The sequence below is a fragment of the Amycolatopsis sp. WAC 01416 genome, assembly GCF_003947485.1.
In the GTDB taxonomy this organism is placed as follows: domain Bacteria; phylum Actinomycetota; class Actinomycetes; order Mycobacteriales; family Pseudonocardiaceae; genus Amycolatopsis.
The window spans coordinates 191,766-216,108 of sequence record NZ_QHHX01000004.1; the positions used below are offsets into that span (position 1 = coordinate 191,766).

The following is a 24,343-nucleotide window of genomic DNA, read 5'->3' on the forward strand; positions in this document are numbered from 1 at the left end:
CCGCTCACTCGTGCGATCGCGGCGCGTACGGCTTCAGAGTGATCGAGTTGGCCGCTTTCTGCATCCCGCCCAGCATTTTGCCGCTGCCGGGCAGGTGCGGAAGCAACCGCATGAACCGGTTGCGCATCCGGATCCCGCGGCGGGTGCGCGGGGCGAAACCGCCGGCACCACCGGGCGGCCGCTTCATGTTCATCGTCACGTACTCGCGCATTTCGCTGTCATACCGGGGAAACGCGACATGGTGGTCGCCCTTGGCCGCGGCGAGCTCACCCGCGAGCACGTACGCGCCGACCAGCGCCATGCTCGTGCCCATCCCGAGTGAGCCGCCGAAGGCCGAGTCGCCGAGCAGCACGGTGCGGCCGCGGTACCAGTGGTCGACCTGTACTTCGCCGACCCGCGCGAAGTACAGGTCGTCGGTCCGCCGCAGCTGATCGAGCAGCGCGGGGATCTCCCAGCCCGCCCCGGCGAACACGTCGGCCAGCAACTCCTTCTGGGCCCGTAAGTCCCGCCGGTCGTAGGCCAACTCCGGCGAGACGAACCCGAGCAGCGCCCGGACCTCCCCGGTGTTCCCCAGCGGGTACAGCACCGCGACCCGGCCGTCGACGCCGTTGCCCGCGGGCAGGTTGTACATCACCTCCCAGCCGTCCAGGTCGAGTTCGGTGCGGGCGGGGAAGTACGAGGTGTAGTAGCCGAGGTCACGTACGAACTCCTTGTCCTGCCCGAAGGTCAGCGCTCGCACGCCGGAACGCAGCCCGTCCGCGCCGACCACGAGGTCGAAGGAGCGCGGCGGCGTGTTGTCGAAGGTGACCTTGACGCCTTCGGCACTCTCGGCGATCTCGGTGATCACGGTGTCGTACAGGATTTCCAGGTCCGTGCCCGCCGCCTCGTGCAGAATCCGCACGAGGTCGCCGCGCAGGATTTCGATCTCGGCGACGATCCCGCCAGAATCGCCGAAGTCGTCGCCGCCCATGGCCGCCACGCGTTTCCCTTGCTCGTCGAGCCAGGCGATTCCGTGTGTGCCGGTGTGGTGTGCCTTGACGGCGTCCATGATGCCCATCCGCTCGACGGCGTCGCGGGCCGTGCCGCGGATGTCGATCGCCTGCCCGCCTGATCGCAGGGCGGGGGAGCGTTCGACCAAGGTGGGTTCGAAGCCGTGGCGGCGTAGCCAGTACGCCAGGGAAAGTCCGGCGATGCTCGCGCCGGAGATCAGAACAGTGTTCATGCGGGCAACGTACAGCCGCATTGGTACGGTGTATATTTGCTCTAGTGCGCTACTGTTGATGTCGAACGTCATGGCTTGAGCGCACTAGTACGCTAGGAGGCTTGGTGGACAGTGTGGACAGCGGGGCGCCCTACCGGAAGATCGCCGCGGAGATCCGCGACAACATCACGAGCGGACGGCTGCGCCCGGGCGACCGGATCCCGCCGACCCGGCAGATCACCCGGGACTGGGGAGTCGCGATGGCCACCGCGAGCAAGGTGATCGCCGTCCTGCGCGACGAAGGCCTGGTGGACACCAAACCGGGCTCCGGAACGGTCGTGCGGTCACGGGATCGCGCGTTCACCCCGACCTCTTCCCGCCGTCAGGAGCTGGACCGGGATCGGATCGTCCGCACGGCGATAGCGATCGCCGACGCGGAGGGCATGGCCGCGGTGTCGATGCGCCGGGTGGCCACCGACCTCGGCGTGGCGACCATGTCGCTCTACCGCCACGTGCCGGGCAAGGACGATCTGATGCTGTACATGGTGGACCTGGTGACCGCCGAGAAGACCGCGCACGCCCGGCCTCCGGCGCATTGGCGCGAACGCCTGGAGTTCTCGTCCCGTCTACTGTGGACGATCTGCCGCCGTCATCCCTGGGTGGCCGAGGTGCTGTCCATGACCCGGCCCCGGGCCATCACCCCGAACCTGATGTTCTACGCCGAATGGGTCCTGACCGCGTTGCGCGGTCTGGGGCTGGGCATGGACGACATGATGTACATCCACCTGAACCTCTTCAGCCACATCCGCGGCCTGGCCCTGTCCCTCCAGTCGGAGGCGCGGGCCCGGCAGGACACCGGCATGACCAGCGACGAATGGATGGACACCCAGGTGGCGGAGTTCCGGGAAGTCGTCGCCACCGGCCGGTACCCGACCATGGAATACGTGGTGACACAGGAATTCGAGCAGGACATGGACACGATGTTCGAATACGGCCTGCGGCTGTTGCTCGACGGGGTCGAGCGGCGGCTCGCGCGCGGTCAGGCCGTCGGGCGGCCCGCCCCGGCGTAGTCGTCGCCCTGCTTCCGGTAGGTGTGCACCTGCACCGCCTGCCCGGTCTGCGGGGCGTCGATCATCTGCTGGTTCCCGATGTACAGCCCGACGTGGTGGATCTTCGTGTTCGGCTCGCCGTAGAAGATCAGATCGCCCAGCTGGGGATCGGTCACCTTGTCCACGCTGTGGTACTGCGTGTGGGCGGTGCGCATCAGCTTGACGCCGGCGCTGGCGTACGCGGCCGTCGTCAGGCCGGAGCAGTCGAAGCCGGGGTCGCCGCCGCCGGTGCCGTTGCCGCCCCAGACGTAGGGCAGCCCGATCTTGTCGATGGCGAAGTTGACCGCGCTCAGCGCCGCCGCGTTCGGCGGCTGCGGGCTCTGGCCGACCGTGCCGTAGACGTTCACGGTCGCGAGCGTGCGGTGCATCAGCAGCGGCGCGGGCTGCAACGTGCTCACCGCGTTCCACCACGTCTGGCCCTGGCCGAGGTCACGCCCGCCCGCGCACAGGGCGCGTCCGGCGGTGAGCGTGGCGTCGTCGATGTTCTGCGGATTCGGTTTCCCACCGGTGGCCGAGGCCTGGAACTGGTTCCACACCGACGGTGTCAGCTGCAGCGGGCCGCTGGCGTTCGCGGACGAGACGACCTTGTTGTAGAAGTCGCGGACCTCGACCGCGCCGAGCGGCGCGGTCATCACGCCGTCGGCGTTCAGGCTCGAACCGGTGGCGCGGCCGTGGTCGGAAGCGATCTTCCCGAGCGCGGCCAGCGTCACCCAGGAAAGGCGGCAGCCCGGCGTTTCCTTGCTCAGCGCCACGGTTGTCTTCGCGTAGCCGGTCATCGCCCGCAGCGGGATGTCGAGCCAGCCGCTGGTCTTCGACACCCAGGCGTCGAACTCCTGCCCCATCTGCTGCGGCACCTTCGGCTGCTCCTTGGGCATCTCCGCGGGGGCGGACGACGACGCGGGCGGCGCGGGAGGGGCCGAGGACTGGACGGCGGCGGCTTCCGGCTTCGGCTCGTCCTTGGGCGCGAAGGTGATGGCGGCGACCAAGGCGGCGCCCGCGACGACGACGGCGGCGACGATCACCGGAAGTCTGCGGCGGCGGGAAGTCTGCTGCTCCATCAGAGCCCTCCGATGATGCGGCTCAGGACGAACTCGCGGAAGGCGTCGACATCGGTGGTCAGCGCGACGTCGATGGTGCGGCCCGGCACGGCCTGCGGATCGGTGCTTCGCAGCCTTCGCCGGTCTACGAGAGTCGCGCCGCGCGCGGGGCCGAAGCCGCACTCGACGTCCACGGGGTAGGACTCGACGTCGAGGATGCCCGGCCGGATCGCCTCGGCCACCGCGACCGCGTCGTGCATGACCATCCCGGGGAAACCGAGGATCGGGGTGTAGTGCTCGACGTAGGTGGGTGTCAGCGCTTCGAGCGCCGCGCCGAGCGGGCCCGACGCGGCGAGCTTGCCGAGCCACGTCGTGTCGACCGAGCACTGGTGCGTGATGTCCAGCGGGACCAGCACCGTCGGGATGTCCTCGTCGACCAGCACCCGGCGCGCGGCCTCGGGGTCGCTCCAGATGTTGAACTCCGCCGCGGTGGTGGAGTTCCCCTTGGTCACCCCGCCGCCCATGACGACGATCCGGCCGATCTTCTCGCGGATGTCCGGATGGGCCGCCAGCAGCAGCGCGATATTCGTGAGCGGGCCGATCGGGGCGATGGTCACCGGCTCGTCGGCGGCCTCCAGCAGATCCACCAGCAGGCGGACGGCACCGCGTTCGTCGAGCGGGCGCTTCGCCTCCGGCAGCGTCCCGGCGTGGCCGGAAAGACCGTCCTGGCCGTGGACGAACCCGGCGGGTTTGGCGTTGTCGTACACCAGCGGCCGCGCGGCGCCGGCCGCGACGGGGACGTCGTCGCGGCCGAAGAGCTGCAGCAGACGGCGTGCGTTGGCGGTGGTGTGGCTCAGCGGCACGTTGCCGAACACCGTGGTCACGCCGAGCAGTTCGACGTCCTCGCATTGTGTGGCCAGCGCCAGCGCGAAGGCGTCGTCGACCCCCGGGTCGGTGTCGATGATCAGCTTGGTGCCCATGCGCGTGCTCCCCTTTGCGGTCGACAGCCTGATCACAGGTTACGGTCACCGGTATGACGTCCATGTGGGGTGCGCCCGCGCTGTCGCGGCTCCGCGCTTGGGGCCAGGCCCGTCGTGATCCTCGTCAGGCGAAGTTCCTGACCAAGGATTCGCTGCGCTGGGTGCTGCGAAACCGCGCGTACACGCCTTGGTACCTGGTCCGATACTGGCGGCTGCTGAAGTTCCGCGTCGCGAACCCGCACATCATCCTGCGGGGAATGGTGTTCCTCGGCAAGGACGTCGAGATCCACTGCCGCCCGGGTTACGGGCGGCTGGAGATCGGCCGCTGGGTGCACATCGGCGACGGCAACGCGATCCGCTGCCACGAGGGTTCGCTGCGCATCGGCGACAAGGCGGTGTTCGGACGGCAGAACGTCCTCAACGGCTACCTCGACATCGAACTCGGCTCGGCCACCCTCGTCGCGGACTGGGTGTACATCTGCGACTTCGACCACGTCACCACCGACATCACCGTCCCGATCAAGGATCAGGGCATCGTGAAGTCGCCGGTGCGGATCGGGCCGGACACCTGGATCGGCACCAAGGTCTCCGTGCTCAAGGGCACGCGGGTCGGCCGCGGCTGTGTCCTCGGCGCGCACGCCGTGGTGCGGGGCGAGATCCCGGACTACTCGATCGCCGTCGGCTCGCCGGCCCGCGTGGTGCGGAACCGGCAGGACGACTACGCCGCCGACGCCGCCCGCCGCGAGGCTGTCGCGGACATGGCGCGCAAGGCGAACAAGGCACTCCAGAAAACCCTGGGCGTCGACTCCTGACTCACGTGATCAGAGGCGTAACACACGTGATCAGGCGCCGCACACGTGAGTGCGGTCTTCAATCACGCGAGTTACGCCTCTGATCACGCGAGTTACGCCTTCGGTCTGCCCGGAACTAGCCGCGCAGCTGCTCCCGGACCTCCATGAGCGCGAAGCCCAGCAGGTTCTGCCCGCGCCAGTAGTCGGGGCGCGTGGCGTTCTTGTCGTCGCGGGCGACGCCGCTGCCCCAGACCAGGTCCATCCTCGACGCCTCGACGATCACCTTGTCGCCCGTGGCCAGCAGGAACTCGCGCTCCTCGGCGTGCTGGCGGTACTTCTCCAGGTTGCCGTCGATGACGATGTCGAAGCGGTGCCGCTCCCACAGTTCGGCGTCGAAACCGGAGACCTCCCGGCCGAGGATCTTGGCGGTCTTCGGGTCCGGGGCCTGACGGATGGCCACCGCGGCCTCGTGGTCGCCGAACAGTTCCGCCTTGCTCGCCATCATGTAGTGCTCGGCCGTCGGGTACTGCTCGCCGCCCGCGACGAACGGCGCGTGCCACCACTGGCTCAGGCAGGCCGCGTTGATCCGGCCGCTCTTGAGCGGGGTGTGGCCGTAGAAGAGCTGGTACTCGGGCTCCGCGCCGCTGTGGACCAGCTCGCGCAACGCATCGAGACTCCGGACTCCGTCGACCTTGCTCACCATGGCGACCAGTGGACCACAGACCACCGACAACCGGTGAACTGGATCGGACCACTCTCCGTCGTGACCGGAGGCGGTCAGTACATTCAGCATTCGTGCAACGGATCGAAACGGTGAGCGCCCGAACGGTCGAAGAGGCCGCCAAGCGATTGGCCGGGGTGGTGACCCGGACGCCGCTCGAACCGAACGAACGGCTTTCGGCCCGGGTCGACGCCCGGGTCTGGCTCAAACGCGAAGACCTCCAGACCGTGCGCTCGTACAAGATCCGCGGTGCCTACAACTTCATCGTCCAGCTCGACGCGGAGCACCGGGAGCGCGGCGTCGTCTGCGCGAGCGCGGGCAACCACGCGCAGGGTGTCGCGTACGCGTGCCGCCGCCTCGGCGCGAACGGCCGGGTCTACGTTCCCGGCACGACTCCCCGCCAGAAGCGCGAGCGGATCGCGACGCTGGGCGGCTCGCATATCGAGGTCATCGTCATCGGCGAGACCTACGAAGACGCCTTCAGTGCCGCGAAGCACGACGCGGAGACCACCGGCGCGACGCTGGTCCCCGCGTTCGACGCGCCGGAGACGGTCGCCGGACAGGGCACCGTCGCGATGGAGGTCGTCGCGCAGCTCGGGTTCATCCCGGACGTCATGGTGGTGCCGGTCGGCGGGGGCGGCCTGCTCGCCGGGATCGCGGCGTGGGCCGCGGAACGGGCGCCGGAGATGCGGATCGTCGGCGTCGAACCGGCGGGGGCGACCTGCATGGCGGCCGCGCTGGCCGCCGGTGAGCCGGTGCGGCTCGAAACCGTCGACACCTTCGTCGACGGTGCGGCGGTCGCGCTGGCCGGATCGGTGACGTATCCGCTGGTCCGCGACGGCGGCGTCGAACTCACCGAAGTCGCCGAGGGCGCGATCTGCACGGAAATGCTCGCGATGTACCAGTCCGACGGCGTGATCGCCGAACCCGCGGGCGCGCTCGCGACCGCGGCGCTGGGCACGACGGTGAAGATCGACCCCGGGCAGATCGTGGTGTGCGTCGTCTCCGGCGGCAACAACGACGTCAGCCGCTACGGCGAAGTGCTCGAACGGTCGCTGGTCCACGAAGGACTGAAGCACTACTTCCTGGTGGGGTTCCCGCAGGAGCCCGGCGCGCTGCGGCGGTTCCTCGACGAGGTCCTCGGGCCGGACGACGACATCACGCGGTTCGAGTACGTGAAACGCAACAGCCGCGAGACCGGCCCGGCGCTGATCGGCGTCGAACTCGCGCGCGCCGGTGACCTGGAAGGCCTGCTGCACCGGATGGACGTGAGCCCGCTGCAGGTGGAGCGGGTGGAACCGGGCAGCCCGCTCTTCCACTTCCTGGTCTGACGACCCCGCAATTCGTCACCTACTTGCGACGTCCGGACCTCGCAAGTAGGTGACGAATTGCGGTGGGGCTCAAGGCGCCTTCGGCACCGCCGGGTACGGCACGAAGGTGCTGGTGTTCTCGTCCACGGTCAGCTGTTTGCCGATCGTGGGGAACGCGCGCTGCGAGCAGGCCGGTCGTTCGCAGACTTTGCAACCCATGCCGATCGGGGTGGCCGCGGCGCGGTCGTCGAGATCGAGCCCGGTCGAATAGATGAGCCGTTTCGCGTGCCGCAGTTCGCAGCCGAGGCCGACGGTGAACGTCTTGCCGGGGCTGCCGTAGCCGCCGATGTTGCGTGACACCGTCCGCGCGACCCAGAAATAGCTCTTGCCGTCGGGCAGGGTGGCGATCTGGGTGAGGATCTTGCCTGGCTGGGTGAACGCCTCGTAGATGTTCCACAGCGGACACGCGCCGCCGACGCGGGAGAAGTGGAAACCGGCCGCGGACTGGCGTTTCGACATGTTCCCCGCCCGGTCGACCCGGACGAACGAGAACGGCACGCCGCGGTTCTTGGGGCGCTGTAACGTCGAGAGCCGGTGGCAGACTGTCTCGAACCCCACGCCGAAGTGGTCGCAGAGCCGCTCGATGTCGTAGCGGAACCGTTCCGCGCTCGCCAGGAACGGTCCATAGGGGAGGATCAGCGCGCCCGCGAAGTAGTTCGCGAGCCCGACCCTGGCCAGCGAACGCGCGGCGGGGCCGGAGAACGCCCACGAGTCGGCGAGTTCGGTGATCAGGTCGTCGTAGTCCAGCAGCGCGATCTGCGAAGCCATCCGGAACGCCTGCTGCCCGACGCGCAGGCTCGGCGCCAGCCGCAGCACACGCGGCCCGGGTTCGTACCGGTGCTGTTCGCCGTTGGACTCGTCGATGCCTTCGTTCGTGACGTCGACGCCGTAGCGCTGGGTCAGGGTCTCCTTCAGCGCCGCGAGCACCTGGCCACGCTGCAGGGGGATGTCGTGGGCCATCCGTTCGGCGCGTTCGTCCAGCTCGGCGACGTAGTTCTCCCGCTCGTAGAAGAAGTCGCGGACCTCTTCGTGCGGCAACGAGCCTGCCGCGCTGCCGTGCATGCCCAGTCCGTTTTCCGTGGTCAGCGCGGCGGTGTTCTCGACCGAGTTGCGGTAGCTGCGGTGCAGTTTGACCAGGGCCTGGGCGATCGTCGGCAGGTTCGTGGCGAGGTCGTTGAGCTCACTGGTGGTGACGTCCACCCCGACGACCTCGTCGAGCAGGGCTTCCTTCACGTCCGCGACGAGCCGTGCGGTGTCGTTGTTCGCGAAGAACTCGGTGTCCACTCCGAACGCTTGCGTGATGCGAAGGAGCACCGGGACGGTCAGCGGACGCGAGTTGTGCTCGATCTGGTTGAGGTAACTGGGTGAGATCTCCAGCACACGAGCGAGATCCGCCTGGCTCATCGACCGGCTTTCGCGCAGATGCCGCAGCTTCGCTCCGGCGAAGGTTTTGTCCACTGAGGCCTCTCTGTCCGCAAGGTTTCCGGGCCTGAACGATTCAGTGAACGGTCAAGCCCGTGGATTTTGCCTGTGCTTGCGAACCTGTGATTCGCAATCTTTGCAAGATGCTACGGAAGCTTCGCAGAAATTGGCAAATTGGAGGCCTGGATCCGATTTCCCCTGTCATGTCAGGGTCAGGTCAGGAAAGGCGATCACTCGCAAACTTCGCAACACCGGGAGAATCCGATGACTCAGCACGCGCAGCAGCTGGAGCAGGCGGCCGCCGAACTGGCCAAGCAGTGGGAGACCGACCCCCGCTGGGCGGGCGTGAAGCGGTCGTACTCCGCGGCTGACGTGGTCAAGCTGCGCGGCAGCGTGGTCGAGGAGCACACGCTCGCTCGCCGCGGCGCCGAGAAGCTTTGGGACCTCCTGCACAACGAGGACTACGTCCACTCGCTGGGCGCACTGACCGGTAACCAGGCGGTGCAGCAGGTCCGCGCCGGCCTCAAGGCCATCTACCTGTCCGGCTGGCAGGTCGCCGCCGACGCCAACCTCTCCGGCCAGACCTACCCGGACCAGAGCCTCTACCCGGCCAACTCGGTGCCGGCCGTCGTCCGCCGCATCAACAACGCGCTGGGCCGCGCCGACCAGATCAACTGGGCCGAGGGCAACACCGACATCGACTGGTACGCCCCGATCGTCGCCGACGCCGAGGCGGGCTTCGGTGGCCCGCTCAACGCCTTCGAGCTGATGAAGGGCATGATCGCCGCCGGTGCCGCGGGTGTGCACTGGGAGGACCAGCTCGCTTCCGAGAAGAAGTGTGGTCACCTCGGTGGCAAGGTGCTCATCCCGACCAAGCAGCACGAGCGCACGCTGAATGCCGCCCGCCTCGCCGCGGACGTGCTGAACGTGCCGTCGCTGATCGTCGCCCGCACCGACGCGCAGGCCGCCACGCTGATCACCAGCGACGTCGACGAGCGTGACCGCAAGTACGTCACCGGCGAGCGCACCGCCGAGGGCTTCTACAACGTCACCAACGGCATCGACCCCTGCATCGACCGCGGTCTCGCCTACGCCGAGTACGCCGACCTGCTGTGGATGGAGACCTCCAAGCCGGACCTCGAGGTCGCCCGCCAGTTCGCCGAGGCGATCAAGGCGAAGTACCCGGACCAGATGCTGGCCTACAACTGCTCGCCGTCGTTCAACTGGAAGAAGCACCTGGACGACGCGACGATCGCGAAGTTCCAGCGCGAACTCGGCCACATGGGCTACAAGTTCCAGTTCATCACCCTGGCAGGCTTCCACGCCCTGAACTACTCGATGTTCGACCTGGCGCACGGTTACGCCCGTGAAGGCATGACCGCCTACGTCGACCTGCAGGAGCGCGAGTTCGCTTCGGAGGACCGCGGTTACACCGCCACGAAGCACCAGCGCGAGGTCGGCACCGGCTGGTTCGACAACGTCGCGACCGCGCTGAACCCGGAGAGCTCGACCACCGCGCTCGCCGGCTCCACCGAGGCCGAGCAGTTCTGATCCCCCGCAATTAGGTGCCAGGTGGCGGTCTCTCGACTCCCAGGGGAGACCGCCACCGCCCCCCTTCTATCCCTCGCGAAGCCCAGCGGAGGCACACCATGGTTGAGAAGCTGAACTACCGGATCGACGTCTGCGGACCTGCCGGTGACCGGTTCGACGAGATCCTCACCCCGGCCGCGCTGGACTTCGTGGCCAAACTGGACAACGCGTTCGCCGGGCGCCGCCGCGAGCTGCTCGACGCCCGCCGTCTGCGCCGCGAGAAGCTCCAGTCCGGCGAGGAGCCGCTGGGCTTCCTGCCCGAGACGCATTCCGTCCGCGACGACAGCAGCTGGTCGGTCGCCCCGGCCGCGCCCGGTCTCGAAGACCGCCGCGTCGAGATCACCGGCCCGACCGACCGCAAGATGACGGTCAACGCGCTGAACTCCGGCGCGAAGGTCTGGCTCGCCGACTTCGAGGACGCGACCTCGCCGACCTGGCACAACGTCATCGACGGCCAGATCAACCTGTTCGACGCGATCCGCCGCAACATCGACTTCACGACGTCGGCGGGCAAGCGCTACACGATCGGCGACGAGCCCGCGACGATCGTCGCCCGCCCCCGCGGCTGGCACCTGGTGGAGAAGCACATCCGCATCGACGGCCGCCCGGTTTCGGCGAGCCTGGTCGACTTCGGCCTCTACTTCTTCCACAACGCGCGCCAGTTGCTGGCCCGCGGCAGCGGCCCGTACTTCTACCTGCCGAAGCTCGAGAACCACCTCGAAGCGCGGCTGTGGAACGACGTCTTCCTGCTGGCGCAACGGGAACTCGGCATCCCGCGCGGCTCCGTCCGGGCCACCGTGCTGATCGAGACGATCACCGCCGCGTTCGAGATGGAGGAGATCCTCTACGAACTGCGCGAGCACGTCTCCGGGCTGAACGCCGGCCGATGGGACTACATCTTCAGCGTCATCAAGAACTTCTCCTCGCACGGCGCGGACTTCGTGCTGCCGGACCGCGCACAGGTGACGATGACCGTCCCGTTCATGCGGGCCTACACCGAACTGCTGGTGCGCACCTGCCACAAGCGCGGGGCGCACGCCATCGGCGGCATGGCCGCGTTCATCCCGAGCAAGGACCCGGAGATCAACGCGACCGCGCTCGAAAAGGTCCGCCAGGACAAGGAACGCGAGGCGAACGACGGCTTCGACGGCTCGTGGGTCGCGCACCCCGGCCTCGTCCCGGTCTGCCGCGAGGTGTTCGACGGCGTGCTCGGCGGCTGGCCCAACCAGCTCGGCAAGCTCCGTGAAGACGTCGTCGTCACCGCCGAGGATCTGCTCGATGTCGCCAGCGCCGGCGGCGAGGTCACCGAAGCGGGTGTCCGCGCCAACATCAACGTCGCGCTGCGCTACATCGACGCGTGGCTGCGCGGCACCGGCGCGGCGGCGATCCACAACCTGATGGAGGACGCCGCCACCGCCGAGATCGCCCGCTGCCAGGTGTGGCAGTGGATCCGCAACGGCACGAAGCTCGAAGACGGCACCGCGCTCACCCACGAACTCACCGTGTCCTATTTGGACGAAGAGCTGGCGTCGGTGCGCGCCGAACTCGGCGAAGGCAACCGTCTCGACGACGCCTACGAGATCTTCACCGAGACCGCGCTGGGCGAGAAGCTGCCGAGCTTCCTCACCACCGGCGCGTACGCGCGGTACCTGACCGCGCGGTGACGCAGGCTCCGGCCGCCCCTACCTGACGCGGGGCGGCCGGGTTCCACACCGGTTTGGGACGGTGTGGCCCAACGGGTCCGGTGGCGGAGGCTCCCCGCCACCGGACCCGCTTCACGCGCGCGCCCCTCCGGTAGCGCTGTCGGGCGTGCGCCCGTCGCGGAGGCCCCGTCCTCACCACACCACCCGTGGACGGGGCCTTCGTGGCTTTCCGCCGTGTGCGAAAGCGGCTGCGAGGAGCCCCTCGGACAGGTCACGATCGCGGGATGACGATGTGGAAGTTCAGCGGCGAGGTCGCCGAGTTCTATCAGCGCTACCGCCGTGGCTACCCCGCCGAAGTCTTCGACAAGCTGGTGGTGGAATTCGGGCTGTCCACCGAAGACACGGCACTGGACCTCGGCTGCGGCACCGGCCAGCTGACCCGGTCGCTCGCCGCCAGGACCCGTTCGGTCATCGGGATGGATCCCGAACCGGACATGCTCGCCCAGGCGAGGAAAGCGACGTCCGGGCTCACCAACGTGAACTGGCTCGTCGGTGCCGACAGCGACGTTCCGGCGCTGCGAACGTTGCTGGGGCGGGACAGTCTCGGCGTGGTCACGATCGGGCAGGCCCTGCATTGGATGGACCACGCGACCTTGTTCCCCGCGCTCCGTTCGCTGCTGCGGCCCGGCGGCGGGGTCGCCGTGCTCACCAACGGGGCGCCGATGTGGCTGCACGAGAGTTCGTGGTCGAAGGCATTGCGCGAATACCTTTCCGGCTGGCTCGGTCAGCCGCTCGTGCGCACCTGCGGGGCCGGGCAAGAGGAACAGGACCGGTACCGCGCGAGCCTGGAGGCCGCCGGATTCGCCACCGGTTCGGACGTGGTGGAGTACGAGGACGAAATCGACCTCGAATTCGTCATCGGCGCGGTCTACTCCGCGACCCCGGAGGACCGGCTGCCGAAACCGGCCGAGCGCGCCGGATTCGAGGAGCGGCTGAGCGCCGCCATTTCCCCGTACGCGCCGTTCGTGGAGCCGGTCCAGGTACGGATCCTGATCGGCAGAAAGGGATGAACCGGTCACGGACCGCGATTAGGTAGGGGTACGTAGTGATTCCCCCGTTGTTTCGGCGGCGGGTCGCGCGGATGCTCGGCGCCGGGTGGGAATTCCGCCCGTTTCCCCGAGGAGCCACCATGAAGAAGCAGTTGAGGACCCTCTTGGCCGCGACCTTCGCCGTCCACGCCGTCGCTCTCGCCGCCCCCGCGGTGTCCGCTTCGGCCGGGGTCTCGGTGCAGCCGGACTGTGTGCGGCCCTGCCACTTCTGATCTTCGTCACCTAGAGCAGCCCGGGGGTCGCGCCCCTCGCGACCCGCGACGCTCGTGGAGGGCGGACCCGGGTTCCCCGACATCCCGGGTCCGTCCTCCGCCCCGCCGAGGTTGCGAAAGCCACTTTCGCAACCTTCAACGTTGCGAAAGTGGCTTTCGCAACACGAAACGCGCGGGATCAGGGTTCGAAGGCGTTGCCCGTCGCGATCTTCGGGCGCCCCAGTTCCACGGGCTCCCCGACGCGGGCCCGCCGGTAGACGGCGACGGTCGCTTCGGCGATGCGGCCCCAGTCGAAGTCCGCGGCCAGGCGCGACTGCGCGGTCAGTGCCCGCCGCGCCGCGGCGACCTCGTCGTCCAGCACCGCTTCGACGGCGTCCCCGAGGGCATCGACGTCGCCGGGGCTGAACGCCAGGCCGGTCTCGCCGTCGACGACGACCTCGCCGAGTCCGCCGGCGGTGGACGCCACGAGCGGCGCCTTCGCGGCGGCCGCTTCCAGCGCGACGATCCCGAACGGTTCGTACCGGCTGGGCAGCACGACCGCGTCGGCCGCAGCGAGCACGGCGCGCAGTTCGCGGTCGGAGAGATGCCCGACGAAGTCCACCGCGCGGCGCACGCGCAGCTTGCGTGCCTGATCGACCAGCTCCTCCAGATGCCGCCCTTTTCCGGCGATGACCAGCCGTGTCCCCGGTTTGGCGCGGCGGATCCGGGGGAGCGCGGCGAGCAGGTCCTGCACACCCTTTTCCCATTCCAGCCGTCCGAAGTAGAGCAGCAGCGGCGCCCCGGAGGGGCTGTAGACCTCGCGAGCGTGCGCGACCTCATCCGCGGGCACCTGCCAGGTGCGTTCCTCGATGCCGTTGTGGATGACGGTGACCGCGTCGCCGTCGACCTCGAACAGCTGCGCCACCTCGCGGCGCATGGCCTGCGAGCAGGTGATCAGCGCGTCCGAGCGGTTCGCGAGCCACCATTCGACCGAGTGAACCTGCTGGTTCAGCGGATGCGAGAGCCAGCCGGAGTGCCGCCCGGCCTCGGTGGCGTGGATCGTGCCGACCAGCGGCACCCGCGCGGCCTCCGCGATCGCGATCGCGGGATGGGTGACCAGCCAGTCGTGCGCGTGGACGACGTCCGGCTGCCAGCCGCGCAGCAGGTCGGTGGCGGCGCGGACCATCGCGTGCCCCATGGCCAGCGTCCACGCGACGAGGTCCCGTTCGAAGGTCACGTGCATCGGGTCTTCGGCGACCCGGATGATCCGGACGCCTTCGACCACGCGATCGGTCCTGGGATGGGTCTCGGCGTCGGTGCCCGCCGTGTGACGGCACAGGACGACCACGTCGTGCCCCTGCCCGGCGAGGTGTCTGGCCAGGGCGTGGACGTGCCGTGCGAGTCCGCCGACGACCACGGGTGGGTACTCCCACGACAACATCAGCACGCGCATGGGTGGAGGTTACTCGTGAGTCGGTCGTCACCGGGACGGGGCGATCACCCCCACAGGTGAAGCCGATGGCGGACGACAGGGGCGGCGATCTTTGCCACCATCGGGTTGATGACGTCCTCGGTGAACGCGGCCGAACCGGCCTTCAAACCCGTCGAACCGGTGCTGTCGACCCCGTGGTCCGCGCAGGTCGGACCCGGCGACGCGCTGCCGGAGTACCCGCGCCCGCGGCTGGTCCGGCGGCGCTGGCTGAACCTCAACGGGGTGTGGGAGTACGCGGGCAGCGGCTCGCCCGGCGGGAGCGGGTACGGCGAGCGGATCCTGGTGCCGTACCCGCCGGAGTCGGCGCTCTCCGGTATCGGGCGGCGCGACGAAACCCTGTGGTACCGCAAGGTCTTCCGGGTCCCGTCCGAATGGGACGGTCAGCGGGTGCTGCTTCATTTCGGCGCCGTCGACCAGTCCGCGACGGTCTGGGTCAACAACCAGGAGGTCGCCGTCCACGAAGGCGGGTACACGGCCTTCAGCGCGGACATCACCGACGTGCTGCGCCCGTCGGGATCGCAGGAACTGACCGTCCGCGCGACGGACCGGACCGATGCCTCGACGCACACCGTCGGCAAGCAGCGAAACGACGCGAAAGGGATCTTCTACACCGCCGCTTCCGGCATCTGGCAGACCGTCTGGCTGGAGCCGGTGCCGTCCGCGTACGTCCGGGATCTCCAGGTGACACCGGGCCTCGACGGAGTGACGGTTGTGCCCAAGGTCACAGGCGGCGCCCAGGTGGAGGCGATCGTCAGCGAGCCCGGTGGCGCGGAGGTGGCACGCGTCCTAGGGGATGCGGGACGGCGGTTGCGCGTGGAGGTGCCTTCGCCGCGGCTGTGGACGCCGGACGATCCGTATCTCTACGACATCGAGGTCCGCTTGCTCGACGAGAGCGGCAACGTGCTCGACGCCGTCGAGTCCTACACCGGGCTCCGCACGATCGGGACGGTCACCGACGCCGAGGGCAGGCCGCGGATCGCGCTCAACGGCCGGATCACCTTCCTGCACGGCCCGCTCGACCAGGGCTACTGGCCGGACGGCGTCTACACCGCGCCCACCGACGAGGCGTTGCGGTTCGACCTGGAGAAGACCAAGGAGCTCGGCTTCAACTTCGTCCGGAAGCACGTCAAGGTCGAGCCGGAGCGCTGGTATTCCTGGGCGGACAGGCTGGGCCTGCTGGTCTGGCAGGACATGCCGTCGCTCACCGTCTCCTTCGACGGTCCGCCCGGGACAGCGCCCGATCCGGTGCCGGAGGCGAAGGCGCGGTTCGAAGCGGAGCTGACCGAGATGGTGGAGCAGCTGCGCGGGGTGACCTCGATCGTCGGCTGGGTGCCGTTCAACGAGGGCTGGGGCGAGTTCGACACCGCACGCGTCGCGGAACTGGTGAAACGCCTCGACCCGACCAGGCTCGTCGTCGCGAACAGTGGCGTGAACTGCTGTTTCTCGCGGCCGGACGCCGGTGCCGGCGACGTCTACGACGACCACACCTATGTGGGGCCGGGGAAACCCGCGGTGAAGGACCACCGGGTGATCGTCGACGGCGAGTACGGCGGCCTCGGCCTGGTCCTCGACGAGCATCGCTGGCCGGGGGAACCGCAGGCCTACGAGATGACGCTGACCCCGGCACAGCTCACGGAACGCTATGCCGAGGTCAGCGAGCGCCTGGAACGGATCATCCCCGAAGCCGGGCTCTCCGGCGCGATCTACACCCAGACCACCGACGTCGAAAACGAGGTCAACGGCTTGCTCACCTATGACAGGCGGGTGCTGAAGGCCGATCTCGCGACCGTGGCCGCCCGCAACCGCGCGGTCATCGCGGCGGGTCAGTCCGGCTGAGCCTCCACCGGCCCGCCCGGGTCCCGGACCCGAACGGGCACCCCGAGCAGCTGGGAAGGCAGCTGCCCGTGGTCGTGGCCGGGGGTCATCCACACGTCGATCGTGGGTTTCCCCTCGGCCTCGCCCTGTCCGACACCGACCACTCCTGGTACGTCGTCGAGCCAGCGTGACGCCGAGACGAGCGCGGCGTCGACATCCGGAATTTCGTCGGTCACTACGGATGCACCCTGATCCCGAGCGACGCTTCGACCAGTGTGATCCGGTTGATCACGGTGACCACCGGCGAACCCGCGAACAGCAGGCCGACGGCGTTCTCGCTCAGGTCCGCCACGAGGCTGCCCGAGTCGCCACCGGCCGACATGTCGGTGGTCAGCAGCTGTTGCGCGAACCGGGCCACCCGGCCGCCGCCGTAGTTCACGTCGACGGTGGCGTTGATGTTCGTGATCCGTCCGGTCGTCCAGTTCGTGGTCCGGCCGGTCTTCTGCACGAGCGTGCCGACCGCGGGTGCCACGTTGGTCCCCTTGAGGTCGCCGACCCAGAAGATCCGCCGGTCGAGGTCGTGGAACTGGCCTTCGGCGATCGCGGCGTCGACGAAGTTCAACGGCACCGGCTGGCCCGGCTGGATGAACTTGATCGGCACGAACCGGCTCAGCCTGGCGATGACGTCGGTGGGTACGACGCCGCCGTCGAACGGGCCGGGCTGCAGGATCGGGTCGCCGATGGCGGCGGCGTTCGAGTTCGCCAGCACGTGGTTGTTGCTCAGGATGTAGTACCTGGGCGGCTTCCCCGGCAACGCGGTGGCGTCGTAGACGGCGGTGCCGTAGGTGCCGGCGGTGATCTTGAAGTGGCCGACGCTCAGCCCGCCGAACGCCGGGCGGAACCGCTTGGCCAGTGTGAACGGACCGACCTGCTCCCTGGCCAGTTCGTCGGGGCGGGCGAGCGTCGGAGCCGGCGGCTCGTCGAGCATCGTGGCGGCACCGTTCGCCCTCGACGGCGCGATGCTCCGGCCCGCTTGCAGGACCCCGACTTCCTGGACGTCGGTGGGCACCCCGGCGAGCGTCGCGGGAACCAGGTCGTCGTCACGGAGCATTTCGTGCGGCATCTTCGTGTCGACCAGAACGGTGATCGCCTTCTCACCGGTGTCCATCCCGCGAGACCATTTCGTACCGAGTGCCACACCGACGACGTTCTGTCTGGAGAGCAGTGCGTCCTCCTCGGCCGCCTGTACACTCGCCAGTGAGAGGAATTCATCCGGGATCATATTGTTTTCGATCACGTCGGCCACGCTTTCCCGCGATTTCGGATGGATTGCAGGGGACCCCGACGAGCGAGTCTGCTCCGTTCGCCCTGGTGGCGCCATAGTGCAAACGGGTAGACCGGTTCATTGTCGACTGTCGAGATTTCCCTTGTAGGCCAAGGGTTTGTGATCTATCGACCGGCCATCGCGCAGAGCTGTGACGCATTCAGGGACTTTGGTCCCTTATTTCGCGGAAAAAGAAACGGGCGGTTCACCGGATCATTCCGGTGAACCGCCCGCTGCCGGGAAAAGCGCGATTCAGGCGCCGACGGTCGCCTCGATCGCCTTGGTGATCGTGTCGTCTTCGGGTTCGGTGCGCGGGCGGAAACGTCCCACCACTTCACCGGACGGGGCGACGAGGAACTTCTCGAAGTTCCACTGCACGTCGCCGCCGGCGCCTTCCGAGTCGGCCGTCTTGGTCAGTTCGGCGTAGAGCGGGTGACGGGTTTCGCCGTTCACGTCCAGCTTTTCGAACAGCGGGAACGAAACGCCGTAGGTCGTCGAGCAGAAGGTCTGGATCTCCTCGGCGGTGCCCGGCTCCTGCCCGGCGAACTGGTTGCACGGGAACCCGACGACGGAGAAACCCTTGTCCGCGTAGCGTTCCTGCAGCTTCTCCAGCCCGGTGTACTGCGGCGTCAGCCCGCATTTCGACGCCACGTTCACCACCAGCAGCGTCTTGCCTTCGAGCGCGCCGAGCGTGGTGTCCTCGCCCGCGAGCGTCTTCAGCGGGATGTCGTGGATCCCCATGGTTGCCCCTTTCGTCATTTCCTCAGCAGGTCACGCGCGTCGACATGGCCGAAGGGCCCATCGTCGCGCCGAAACGCGGCCGCGGTCTCCCGCGCGCGGTCGAGCGCTCCATCGCGGAGCAGTCCGGCGAGCGTGTCGAACCGTTCGGTGTGCACTTTCGCCCGCCGCCGCGCGTAGTCGGCGGCGGAATCCTTGGTGACCATGAACGCCCAGTCGCTCGAAAGCGCCAGCATCGCTTCGGCGACGGCCTGATCGCGGACGGCGTCACGCGTCGTCGTGTCCATCCCGGTGACCAGGTCGAGCATCCGGTGCTGCAGCGCGGTGTTGTCCCGCACCATGTCGGCGACCTGCTCGCCGTCCCAGACCCGCCAGTCCTTGCCCGATCCCCACGACGACGCCGGGAGATCGACCTTCCCGCCGAGGTGGCCCGCTTCGAGCGCGCCCTTGAGCGTGGTGACGCGGACGCCCGCCTCGGGCAGCGCGCGCAAGACGCCTTCGAGCCAGGCGGGACCCTCGTGCCACCAGTGCCCGAACAGTTCCGTGTCGTACGCGGCGACGACGAGCGATTCGCGGCCGTGCTCGGCCTTGAGCGAGCGCAACCGGGCGACGACGGTGTCGACGAAGTCCTGGACGTGGCCACCGAGGGTGGCCGCCGCCATCGCCGGATCGTACGGCGCCTTGTCCGGCGGCTCGACGGTCTTGCCGGTCACCCTCGACGGCTTGAGGCCGACTTCGTGCGCCCAGGTGTGGAAGTCGCGATAGGCGGCGTGGCCGGGGTAGCCGGCCTTCGGCGACCAGACGCGGTACGTGACTTCGAGATCGCGGCCGAAGCAGACGACGTCGGAATCGCCGACGGTCCGCGCCGCCGACGTGTCGCCGTGCAGGGACGGGCCGTCGACCATGAACCGCTGGACACCCGCGGCGGCGTAACCGGCTTCCATGCCGGGTTCGTAACCGCATTCAGGTGCCCAAATGCCTTCGGGACGCCGTCCGATCCGCAGTGCGGTGTCGGCGAGACCGCCGCGCAGCATGAAGTCACGGACGGCGGGGTCGAGCAGCGGCTGGAACGGATGCGCCAGCGGCCCGCCGAGCAGTTCGATCGTCCCGTTGTCCACAAAGGACCGGAGGATGGGGGAGAAGCCATGTCGCCATTGGGTTTCGAGTTCTTCTGACGCTTTGGTGGCGGTCCGGTATTCGCTCGCGGCGAGGTCGCGCAGCAGCGGGTCGCCGCCGCGCCAGAGCGTGGACGCGTGCCAGGCACGCAGCTGCCAGTGCCCGAGCCAGTCGTGGAAGGCGTCGATGCAGTACGGGTCGTCGAGCTGGGCGGCGAGGATCGGCGTCATGCCGAGCGTGAGGACGTCTTCGCGGCCCTCGTCGGCGAAGCGGCGCAGGAGATCGACCATCGGCAGGTAGGAATGCGCCCACGCCTGGTAGAGCCATTCTTCGCCGACCGGCCAGGAACCGTGGTGCGGCAGCCACGGCAGATGGCTGTGCACGACGAGGCAGAACGTGCCCTCGTATTCGGTCATCGGCGCACCGCCACGGCGACGAGATCGAGGCTGGCGTCGAGGTCTTCACCGTGGACGGCGAAATCCGCGGCCTGGATGGCTTCGACGTCGGCGAGCAGTTCCGCGGGCCAGGTCGCCTGCCCGGGCAGCTGCCCCATGACGACGTCGAGCTGCGCGTCGATGATCGAGCCGCCGTACTTGGCGTCGAGCTTCGCGACGCCCTCGCCGTGGTGGAGACCGTGCAGCGTCTCGACCTCGAAACCGGCGTCACGCAGCAGTTCGTCCAATTCGGACGGTGCGAGTTCCCTGGTGTGGAACGGGTTGAGCGGGGTGTCGCTGTCCGGGGTGAAGGTCAGCCGGTTGGGTGTGGTGACGATCAGCCGTCCGCCGGGGGCGAGCACGCGGTGGCATTCGGCGAGGAAGGCGCCTTGGTCCCAGAGGTGCTCGATCACCTGGAAGTTGGCGACGACGTCGACCGCGGCGTCCCGCAGCGGCAGGAACACCAGGTTCGCCCTGGTCACGCCGATGCCGGGGTAGCGGCGGGCGACGTGCTCGGTGGTGGGGGCGTCGTAGTCGAGCGCGAGCACCCGCTCGGCGACGGTGGCGATGAGCCCGGCGCCGTAGCCCTCGCCGCAGCCTGCCTCCAGGACGGTCTTGCCCTCGCACAGCGGCAGGAGCTTTTGATACGCGGCCTCGTGGCGGCGGTACCAATAGTTTTCCTCGGCGATGCCCGGCACGGTGCGTTCACCGGTGAGGTGCAGCGCTTCGGCCCTGGTGGCTGGGGTGGTCACGCCGCGACCCTACCGGCCGGTCACTTCCATCCCCTCCGCAACCAGTCACCTACTTGCGGAGGGCGGCTCTCGCAAGTAGGTGACTAATTGCGGTGTCACGTTTCGCGGCGCTGCGCAGTCCAGAAGGTATGCAACGGACATTCACCCGCGTACTGCTCGTCGTCTTCGGTCTCATCGAACTGCCCGTCGGGCTGTGGCCGCTGATCAGCCCGGAGGGCTTCTACCGGGACTTCCCGGGGTTCCGCACCGGCTGGGTGGCGATGGACGGCCCCTTCAACGAGCACCTGATCCAGGACTTCGGCGGCCTCAACCTCGCGCTCGCGGCCATCCTGATCGGCGCCGCCGTGATCGGGACGACCGCCGTGGCCAGGCTCGCCGCGCTCGCCACCTTCTGTTTCGGGCTCCCGCACTTCCTCTACCACCTCGGCCATGTCTCGCATTTCGAGCCGGTGGACCAGGTGCTCATCGTCGTGACGACGGCGCTGGGGGCGGTGCTCCCGGTGGTGCTGGTGCTGATCCCCTCGAAGCGGACTACACCGGCGACACCGTGATGCCGATGGCGCCGGGGCCTAGGTGGGCGCCGAGGATCATGCTGGCGTCGACCAGGGTGCTGTCGACCATTTTGGGCAGCCGCGCCCGCAGCCGCCCGCCGATCTCGAGGTCGCGTTCGTCGGGGCCGAACCTGGTGATGGCCACTTCGACGTCCCGGTCGCCCGCGCATTCCACCGCGAGGTCGACGAGTTTGTTGAGCGCGCGCCGCTGGCCCGGCACCCGGGTCAGCGGCGCGACCTCGCCGTTCTTCAGCGTGAGCAGGGGTTTGATCGAGAACGCCGAACCGAGGAACGCCTGCGCGGCGCCGATCCGGCCGCCACGCCGCAGGAACTCCAGCGTGTCGACGTAGAGGATCTCCCGGCTGCCGCGGAACCGGCGTTCGGCCGCGTCGATGACCCGGGTGGCCTGCCCGCCGGCGGCGGCGACCTTGGCCGCCGAGGTCGCCGCGAAGCCGAGGCTCATCCCGGTGGTCCCGCTGTCGAGGACGTGGACCGGGACGCTGACCTGCTGGGCGGCCTCGCGGGCGGCGTTCACCGTCTCCGACATCCGGCCCGAGATGTGGATGCTGACGATCGCCGAGGCGCCCTTGCTCGCGGCGTCCTGGAACGCCCAGAAGAACGCGGCGACCTCGGGCGGCGCCGTCTTCACCGGCGTGCCCGCCCGCAGATGGCCGATGATTTCCTCGCGGTCGTAGCGGTTCTCTTCGTCGAAGTGCTCTCCGACCTGCAGTTGGACCTGAACGACGCCGATTCCCCAGCGTTCGGCGACCGGGACGGGAAGGCAGGCGGTCGAGTCCGTGATCACGGCGACGGGGCCGGGCATGGAACGCATGGTGGGGCAGGTTAGCCCGTCGCACACACCGGGAGTACCCCGGAATACGGCCGTTCGGGTTAGTCGCCCGGTTACACTCACTTCCGGGTGAATTACCTGGACGATAGTCCCACTAAAACGTGCATCCAGGTGAATGAGGTCACCTCGGCGGGCCGCGGCGCTGAAATGGCCCTAATCTACCGGCCAGTAGAGCTGTTGCCCCGTGGCCGACGCCGGCCACTAACGGGAGGTCGAAGTAGACCCATGACGAACATCGTTGTCCTGGTCAAGCAGGTACCGGACACCTACTCGGAGCGCAAGCTCTCCGGTGCCGACAACACTCTTGACCGCGAATCCGCCGACGCCGTGCTCGACGAGATCAACGAGAAGGCCGTCGAAGAAGCCCTGAAGATCAAGGAAGCAGGCGAGGGCGAGGTCACCGTCGTCTCGGTGGGTCCCGACCGCGCGACCGACGCGATCCGCAAGGCGCTTTCCATGGGTGCCGACAAGGCCATCCACGTCTCCGACGAGGCCCTTCACGGCTCCGACGCGATCGCCACCGCCAAGGTGCTGGCCGCCGCGATCTCGAAGGTCGAAGGCTTCGACCTGGTCATCACCGGTAACGAGGCCTCCGACGGCCGCGGTGGCGCCGTGCCGGCGATCATCGCCGAGCTGCTCGGCCTGCCGCAGCTGACCCACGTGAACGAGCTGACCGTCGACGGCACCTCGATCAAGGCCGACCGCTACACCGAGGACGGCGTCACGCACCTCGAGGCGAACCTGCCCGCGGTGGTGAGCGTCGGCGAGAAGATCAACGAGCCGCGCTACCCCTCCTTCAAGGGCATCATGGCCGCGAAGAAGAAGCCGGTCGAGACGCTGACCGTCGCGGACCTGGGCGTCGACGCCGGCGAGGTCGGCCTCGGCAACGCCTGGTCGTCCGTGCTCGAAGCCTCCCCGAAGCCGCCGCGCACCGCCGGTGAGCGCGTCGAGGACGAGGGTGACGGCGGCAGCAAGGTGGCCGCCTACCTGGTCGCGCAGAAGCTCATCTGAGACAGGTTTCGAGGAGGAATAGGGAAATGGCTGAAGTACTCGTCCTCGTCGACCATGTCGACGGTGAAGTCAAGAAGGTCACGCTCGAGCTGCTGACCGCCGCTCGTGAACTGGGTGAGCCGTCCGCGGTCGTCGTCGGCCCGACCGGCACCGCCGCCAAGGCGAAGGAAGCCCTCGCCGCGCACGGCGCCGCCAAGGTGTACGTCGCCGAGGGCGACAACGCCACCGGCTTCCTGGTCACCCCGAAGGTGGATGTCCTCGCCGCGCTCGCGGAGCGGACCTCCCCGGCGGCCGTGCTCGTCGCGGCCAGCGCCGAGGGCAAGGAGGTGTCCGCCCGTGTCGCGGTCCGCCTCGGCTCCGGTCTGCTGTACGACGCCGTCGGCGTGAACAGCGACGGCAGCGTGGACCAGTCCATCTTCGGTGGCGCGTTCTCCGTGAAGTCCAAGTCCACCAAGGGTGTCCCGGTCATCTCGGTCCGCCCCGGCGCGGTCGAGGCCGCCCCGGCCGAAGGCGCGGCCGCCGAGGAGACCGTCGAGGTCCCCGCGGGCGACCCGGCGAAGTCCGCCAAGATCACCGGCGTCGAGCCGATCGTCGGCGGCGACCGGCCGGAGCTGACCGAGGCCTCGGTCGTCGTCTCCGGTGGCCGCGGTGTCGGCTCGGCCGACAAGTTCGACGTCGTCGAGACGCTCGCCGACTCGCTCGGTGCCGCCGTCGGTGCTTCCCGCGCCGCCGTCGACTCGGGCTACTACCCGGCGCAGTTCCAGGTCGGCCAGACCGGTAAGACGGTTTCGCCGCAGCTGTACATCGCGCTGGGCATCTCCGGTGCGATCCAGCACCGGGCCGGTATGCAGACCTCGAAGACCATCATCGCGGTCAACAAGGACGCCGAGGCGCCGATCTTCGAGATCGCCGACTTCGGTGTGGTGGGCGACCTGTTCAACGTCGCGCCGCAGCTGACCGAAGAGGTCCGGAAGCGCAAGGGCTGAGTCCTACGTTCGAAGCGGGGCCGTCCGGGATTTCTTTCCCGGGCGGCCCCTTTTCTGTGATCCGAAAGTGATCTTCCAGCCTGAGAGAACCCTGAGAACCCGCAATTAAC

The 24,343-nt window shown here is 68.7% G+C and carries 23 protein-coding genes; 11 read left to right on the top strand and 12 right to left on the bottom strand.

Annotation, left to right across the window (positions count from 1 at the left end; all coding sequences use genetic code 11):
- Positions 1-4: 4 nt before the first annotated feature.
- The gene (locus DL990_RS14655) at positions 5-1,222 is read right to left on the bottom strand and encodes an FAD-dependent monooxygenase (RefSeq protein WP_158632623.1); all 1,218 of its coding nucleotides are present in this window, start codon (positions 1,220-1,222) and stop codon (positions 5-7) included.
- 104 nt (positions 1,223-1,326) lie between these two features.
- Here DL990_RS14655 and DL990_RS14660 point away from each other — a divergent pair, with 104 nt between their 5' ends.
- Positions 1,327-2,271, top strand: coding sequence for a TetR/AcrR family transcriptional regulator C-terminal domain-containing protein (locus tag DL990_RS14660; RefSeq protein WP_199746392.1), 945 nt, complete (start codon positions 1,327-1,329; stop codon positions 2,269-2,271).
- Here the strand turns inward: DL990_RS14660 and DL990_RS14665 are convergent.
- On the bottom strand, positions 2,241-3,368 hold the full coding sequence (locus DL990_RS14665; protein ID WP_125799017.1) for an NlpC/P60 family protein: 1,128 nt from the start codon (positions 3,366-3,368) through the stop codon (positions 2,241-2,243). The two genes, DL990_RS14660 and DL990_RS14665, sit on opposite strands and share 31 nt — an antisense overlap.
- The gene (locus DL990_RS14670) at positions 3,368-4,327 is read right to left on the bottom strand and encodes a nucleoside hydrolase (RefSeq protein WP_125786821.1); all 960 of its coding nucleotides are present in this window, start codon (positions 4,325-4,327) and stop codon (positions 3,368-3,370) included. Before DL990_RS14670 ends, DL990_RS14665 begins: the two co-directional genes overlap by 1 nt.
- Positions 4,328-4,380: 53 nt before the next feature.
- Here DL990_RS14670 and DL990_RS14675 point away from each other — a divergent pair, with 53 nt between their 5' ends.
- Positions 4,381-5,139 carry an acyltransferase gene (locus DL990_RS14675; protein ID WP_125786820.1) on the top strand — a complete coding sequence of 253 codons (759 nt, stop codon included), beginning with the start codon at positions 4,381-4,383 and terminating at the stop codon, positions 5,137-5,139.
- 115 nt (positions 5,140-5,254) lie between these two features.
- Here the strand turns inward: DL990_RS14675 and DL990_RS14680 are convergent, their stop codons facing one another.
- On the bottom strand, positions 5,255-5,821 hold the full coding sequence (locus DL990_RS14680) for an NADAR family protein (protein WP_125786819.1): 567 nt from the start codon (positions 5,819-5,821) through the stop codon (positions 5,255-5,257).
- Positions 5,822-5,913: 92 nt separating this feature from the next.
- Between DL990_RS14680 and ilvA the strand changes: the two genes are divergently transcribed.
- Entirely contained in the window at positions 5,914-7,170 is a 1,257-nt protein-coding gene (gene ilvA, locus DL990_RS14685) for a threonine ammonia-lyase IlvA (protein ID WP_125786818.1), read from the top strand.
- A gap of 69 nt (positions 7,171-7,239) precedes the next feature.
- Here ilvA and DL990_RS14690 read toward each other — a convergent pair whose 3' ends face one another.
- The gene (locus DL990_RS14690; protein WP_125799018.1) at positions 7,240-8,667 is read right to left on the bottom strand and encodes a short-chain fatty acyl-CoA regulator family protein; all 1,428 of its coding nucleotides are present in this window, start codon (positions 8,665-8,667) and stop codon (positions 7,240-7,242) included.
- A 228-nt stretch (positions 8,668-8,895) separates the two neighbouring features.
- Between DL990_RS14690 and aceA the strand changes: the two genes are divergently transcribed.
- From aceA to DL990_RS42160, 4 genes are all read left to right on the top strand, one after another.
- The gene (gene aceA, locus DL990_RS14695) at positions 8,896-10,182 is read left to right on the top strand and encodes an isocitrate lyase (protein WP_072030536.1); all 1,287 of its coding nucleotides are present in this window, start codon (positions 8,896-8,898) and stop codon (positions 10,180-10,182) included.
- Positions 10,183-10,280: 98 nt separating this feature from the next.
- Complete coding sequence (gene aceB / locus DL990_RS14700; RefSeq protein WP_125799019.1) at positions 10,281-11,885, top strand: malate synthase A; 1,605 nt, start codon at positions 10,281-10,283, stop codon at positions 11,883-11,885.
- A 263-nt stretch (positions 11,886-12,148) separates the two neighbouring features.
- On the top strand, positions 12,149-12,934 hold the full coding sequence (locus DL990_RS14705) for a trans-aconitate 2-methyltransferase (protein WP_125799020.1): 786 nt from the start codon (positions 12,149-12,151) through the stop codon (positions 12,932-12,934).
- A gap of 119 nt (positions 12,935-13,053) precedes the next feature.
- Complete coding sequence (locus DL990_RS42160) at positions 13,054-13,185, top strand: hypothetical protein (RefSeq protein ID WP_255431359.1); 132 nt, start codon at positions 13,054-13,056, stop codon at positions 13,183-13,185.
- 178 nt (positions 13,186-13,363) lie between these two features.
- Here DL990_RS42160 and DL990_RS14710 read toward each other — a convergent pair whose 3' ends face one another.
- Positions 13,364-14,617 carry a glycosyltransferase family 4 protein gene (locus DL990_RS14710; protein ID WP_125799021.1) on the bottom strand — a complete coding sequence of 418 codons (1,254 nt, stop codon included), beginning with the start codon at positions 14,615-14,617 and terminating at the stop codon, positions 13,364-13,366.
- Positions 14,618-14,725: 108 nt separating this feature from the next.
- Here DL990_RS14710 and DL990_RS14715 point away from each other — a divergent pair, with 108 nt between their 5' ends.
- Positions 14,726-16,492 carry a glycoside hydrolase family 2 protein gene (locus DL990_RS14715; RefSeq protein ID WP_125799022.1) on the top strand — a complete coding sequence of 589 codons (1,767 nt, stop codon included), beginning with the start codon at positions 14,726-14,728 and terminating at the stop codon, positions 16,490-16,492.
- Here DL990_RS14715 and DL990_RS14720 read toward each other — a convergent pair.
- The 5 genes from DL990_RS14720 to DL990_RS14740 form a co-directional block, all read right to left on the bottom strand.
- On the bottom strand, positions 16,480-16,707 hold the full coding sequence (locus DL990_RS14720) for a hypothetical protein (protein ID WP_125786812.1): 228 nt from the start codon (positions 16,705-16,707) through the stop codon (positions 16,480-16,482). The two genes, DL990_RS14715 and DL990_RS14720, sit on opposite strands and share 13 nt — an antisense overlap.
- Positions 16,707-17,768, bottom strand: coding sequence for a serine protease (locus DL990_RS14725; RefSeq protein ID WP_125786811.1), 1,062 nt, complete (start codon positions 17,766-17,768; stop codon positions 16,707-16,709). The genes DL990_RS14720 and DL990_RS14725 overlap by 1 nt, the downstream gene beginning before the upstream one ends.
- 279 nt (positions 17,769-18,047) lie before the next feature.
- Positions 18,048-18,536, bottom strand: coding sequence for a glutathione peroxidase (locus tag DL990_RS14730; protein ID WP_125799023.1), 489 nt, complete (start codon positions 18,534-18,536; stop codon positions 18,048-18,050).
- Between the two features lie 14 nt (positions 18,537-18,550).
- The gene (locus DL990_RS14735) at positions 18,551-20,065 is read right to left on the bottom strand and encodes a glycoside hydrolase family 57 protein (protein WP_125786809.1); all 1,515 of its coding nucleotides are present in this window, start codon (positions 20,063-20,065) and stop codon (positions 18,551-18,553) included.
- The gene (locus tag DL990_RS14740; RefSeq protein ID WP_125799024.1) at positions 20,062-20,835 is read right to left on the bottom strand and encodes a class I SAM-dependent methyltransferase; all 774 of its coding nucleotides are present in this window, start codon (positions 20,833-20,835) and stop codon (positions 20,062-20,064) included. Before DL990_RS14740 ends, DL990_RS14735 begins: the two co-directional genes overlap by 4 nt.
- Before the next feature lie 128 nt (positions 20,836-20,963).
- Between DL990_RS14740 and DL990_RS14745 the strand changes: the two genes are divergently transcribed.
- Positions 20,964-21,386 (top strand): hypothetical protein, encoded by a 423-nt coding sequence (locus DL990_RS14745; RefSeq protein WP_125799025.1) that lies wholly within the window; start codon positions 20,964-20,966, stop codon positions 21,384-21,386.
- Here DL990_RS14745 and DL990_RS14750 read toward each other — a convergent pair.
- Complete coding sequence (locus DL990_RS14750) at positions 21,367-22,218, bottom strand: DegV family protein (protein WP_125786806.1); 852 nt, start codon at positions 22,216-22,218, stop codon at positions 21,367-21,369. The genes DL990_RS14745 and DL990_RS14750 overlap by 20 nt on opposite strands.
- Before the next feature lie 243 nt (positions 22,219-22,461).
- Between DL990_RS14750 and DL990_RS14755 the strand changes: the two genes are divergently transcribed.
- Both DL990_RS14755 and DL990_RS14760 read left to right on the top strand, forming a co-directional pair.
- Entirely contained in the window at positions 22,462-23,247 is a 786-nt protein-coding gene (locus DL990_RS14755) for an electron transfer flavoprotein subunit beta/FixA family protein (protein ID WP_016336566.1), read from the top strand.
- A gap of 26 nt (positions 23,248-23,273) precedes the next feature.
- Complete coding sequence (locus DL990_RS14760) at positions 23,274-24,233, top strand: electron transfer flavoprotein subunit alpha/FixB family protein (RefSeq protein ID WP_125786804.1); 960 nt, start codon at positions 23,274-23,276, stop codon at positions 24,231-24,233.
- Positions 24,234-24,343 lie beyond the last annotated feature (110 nt).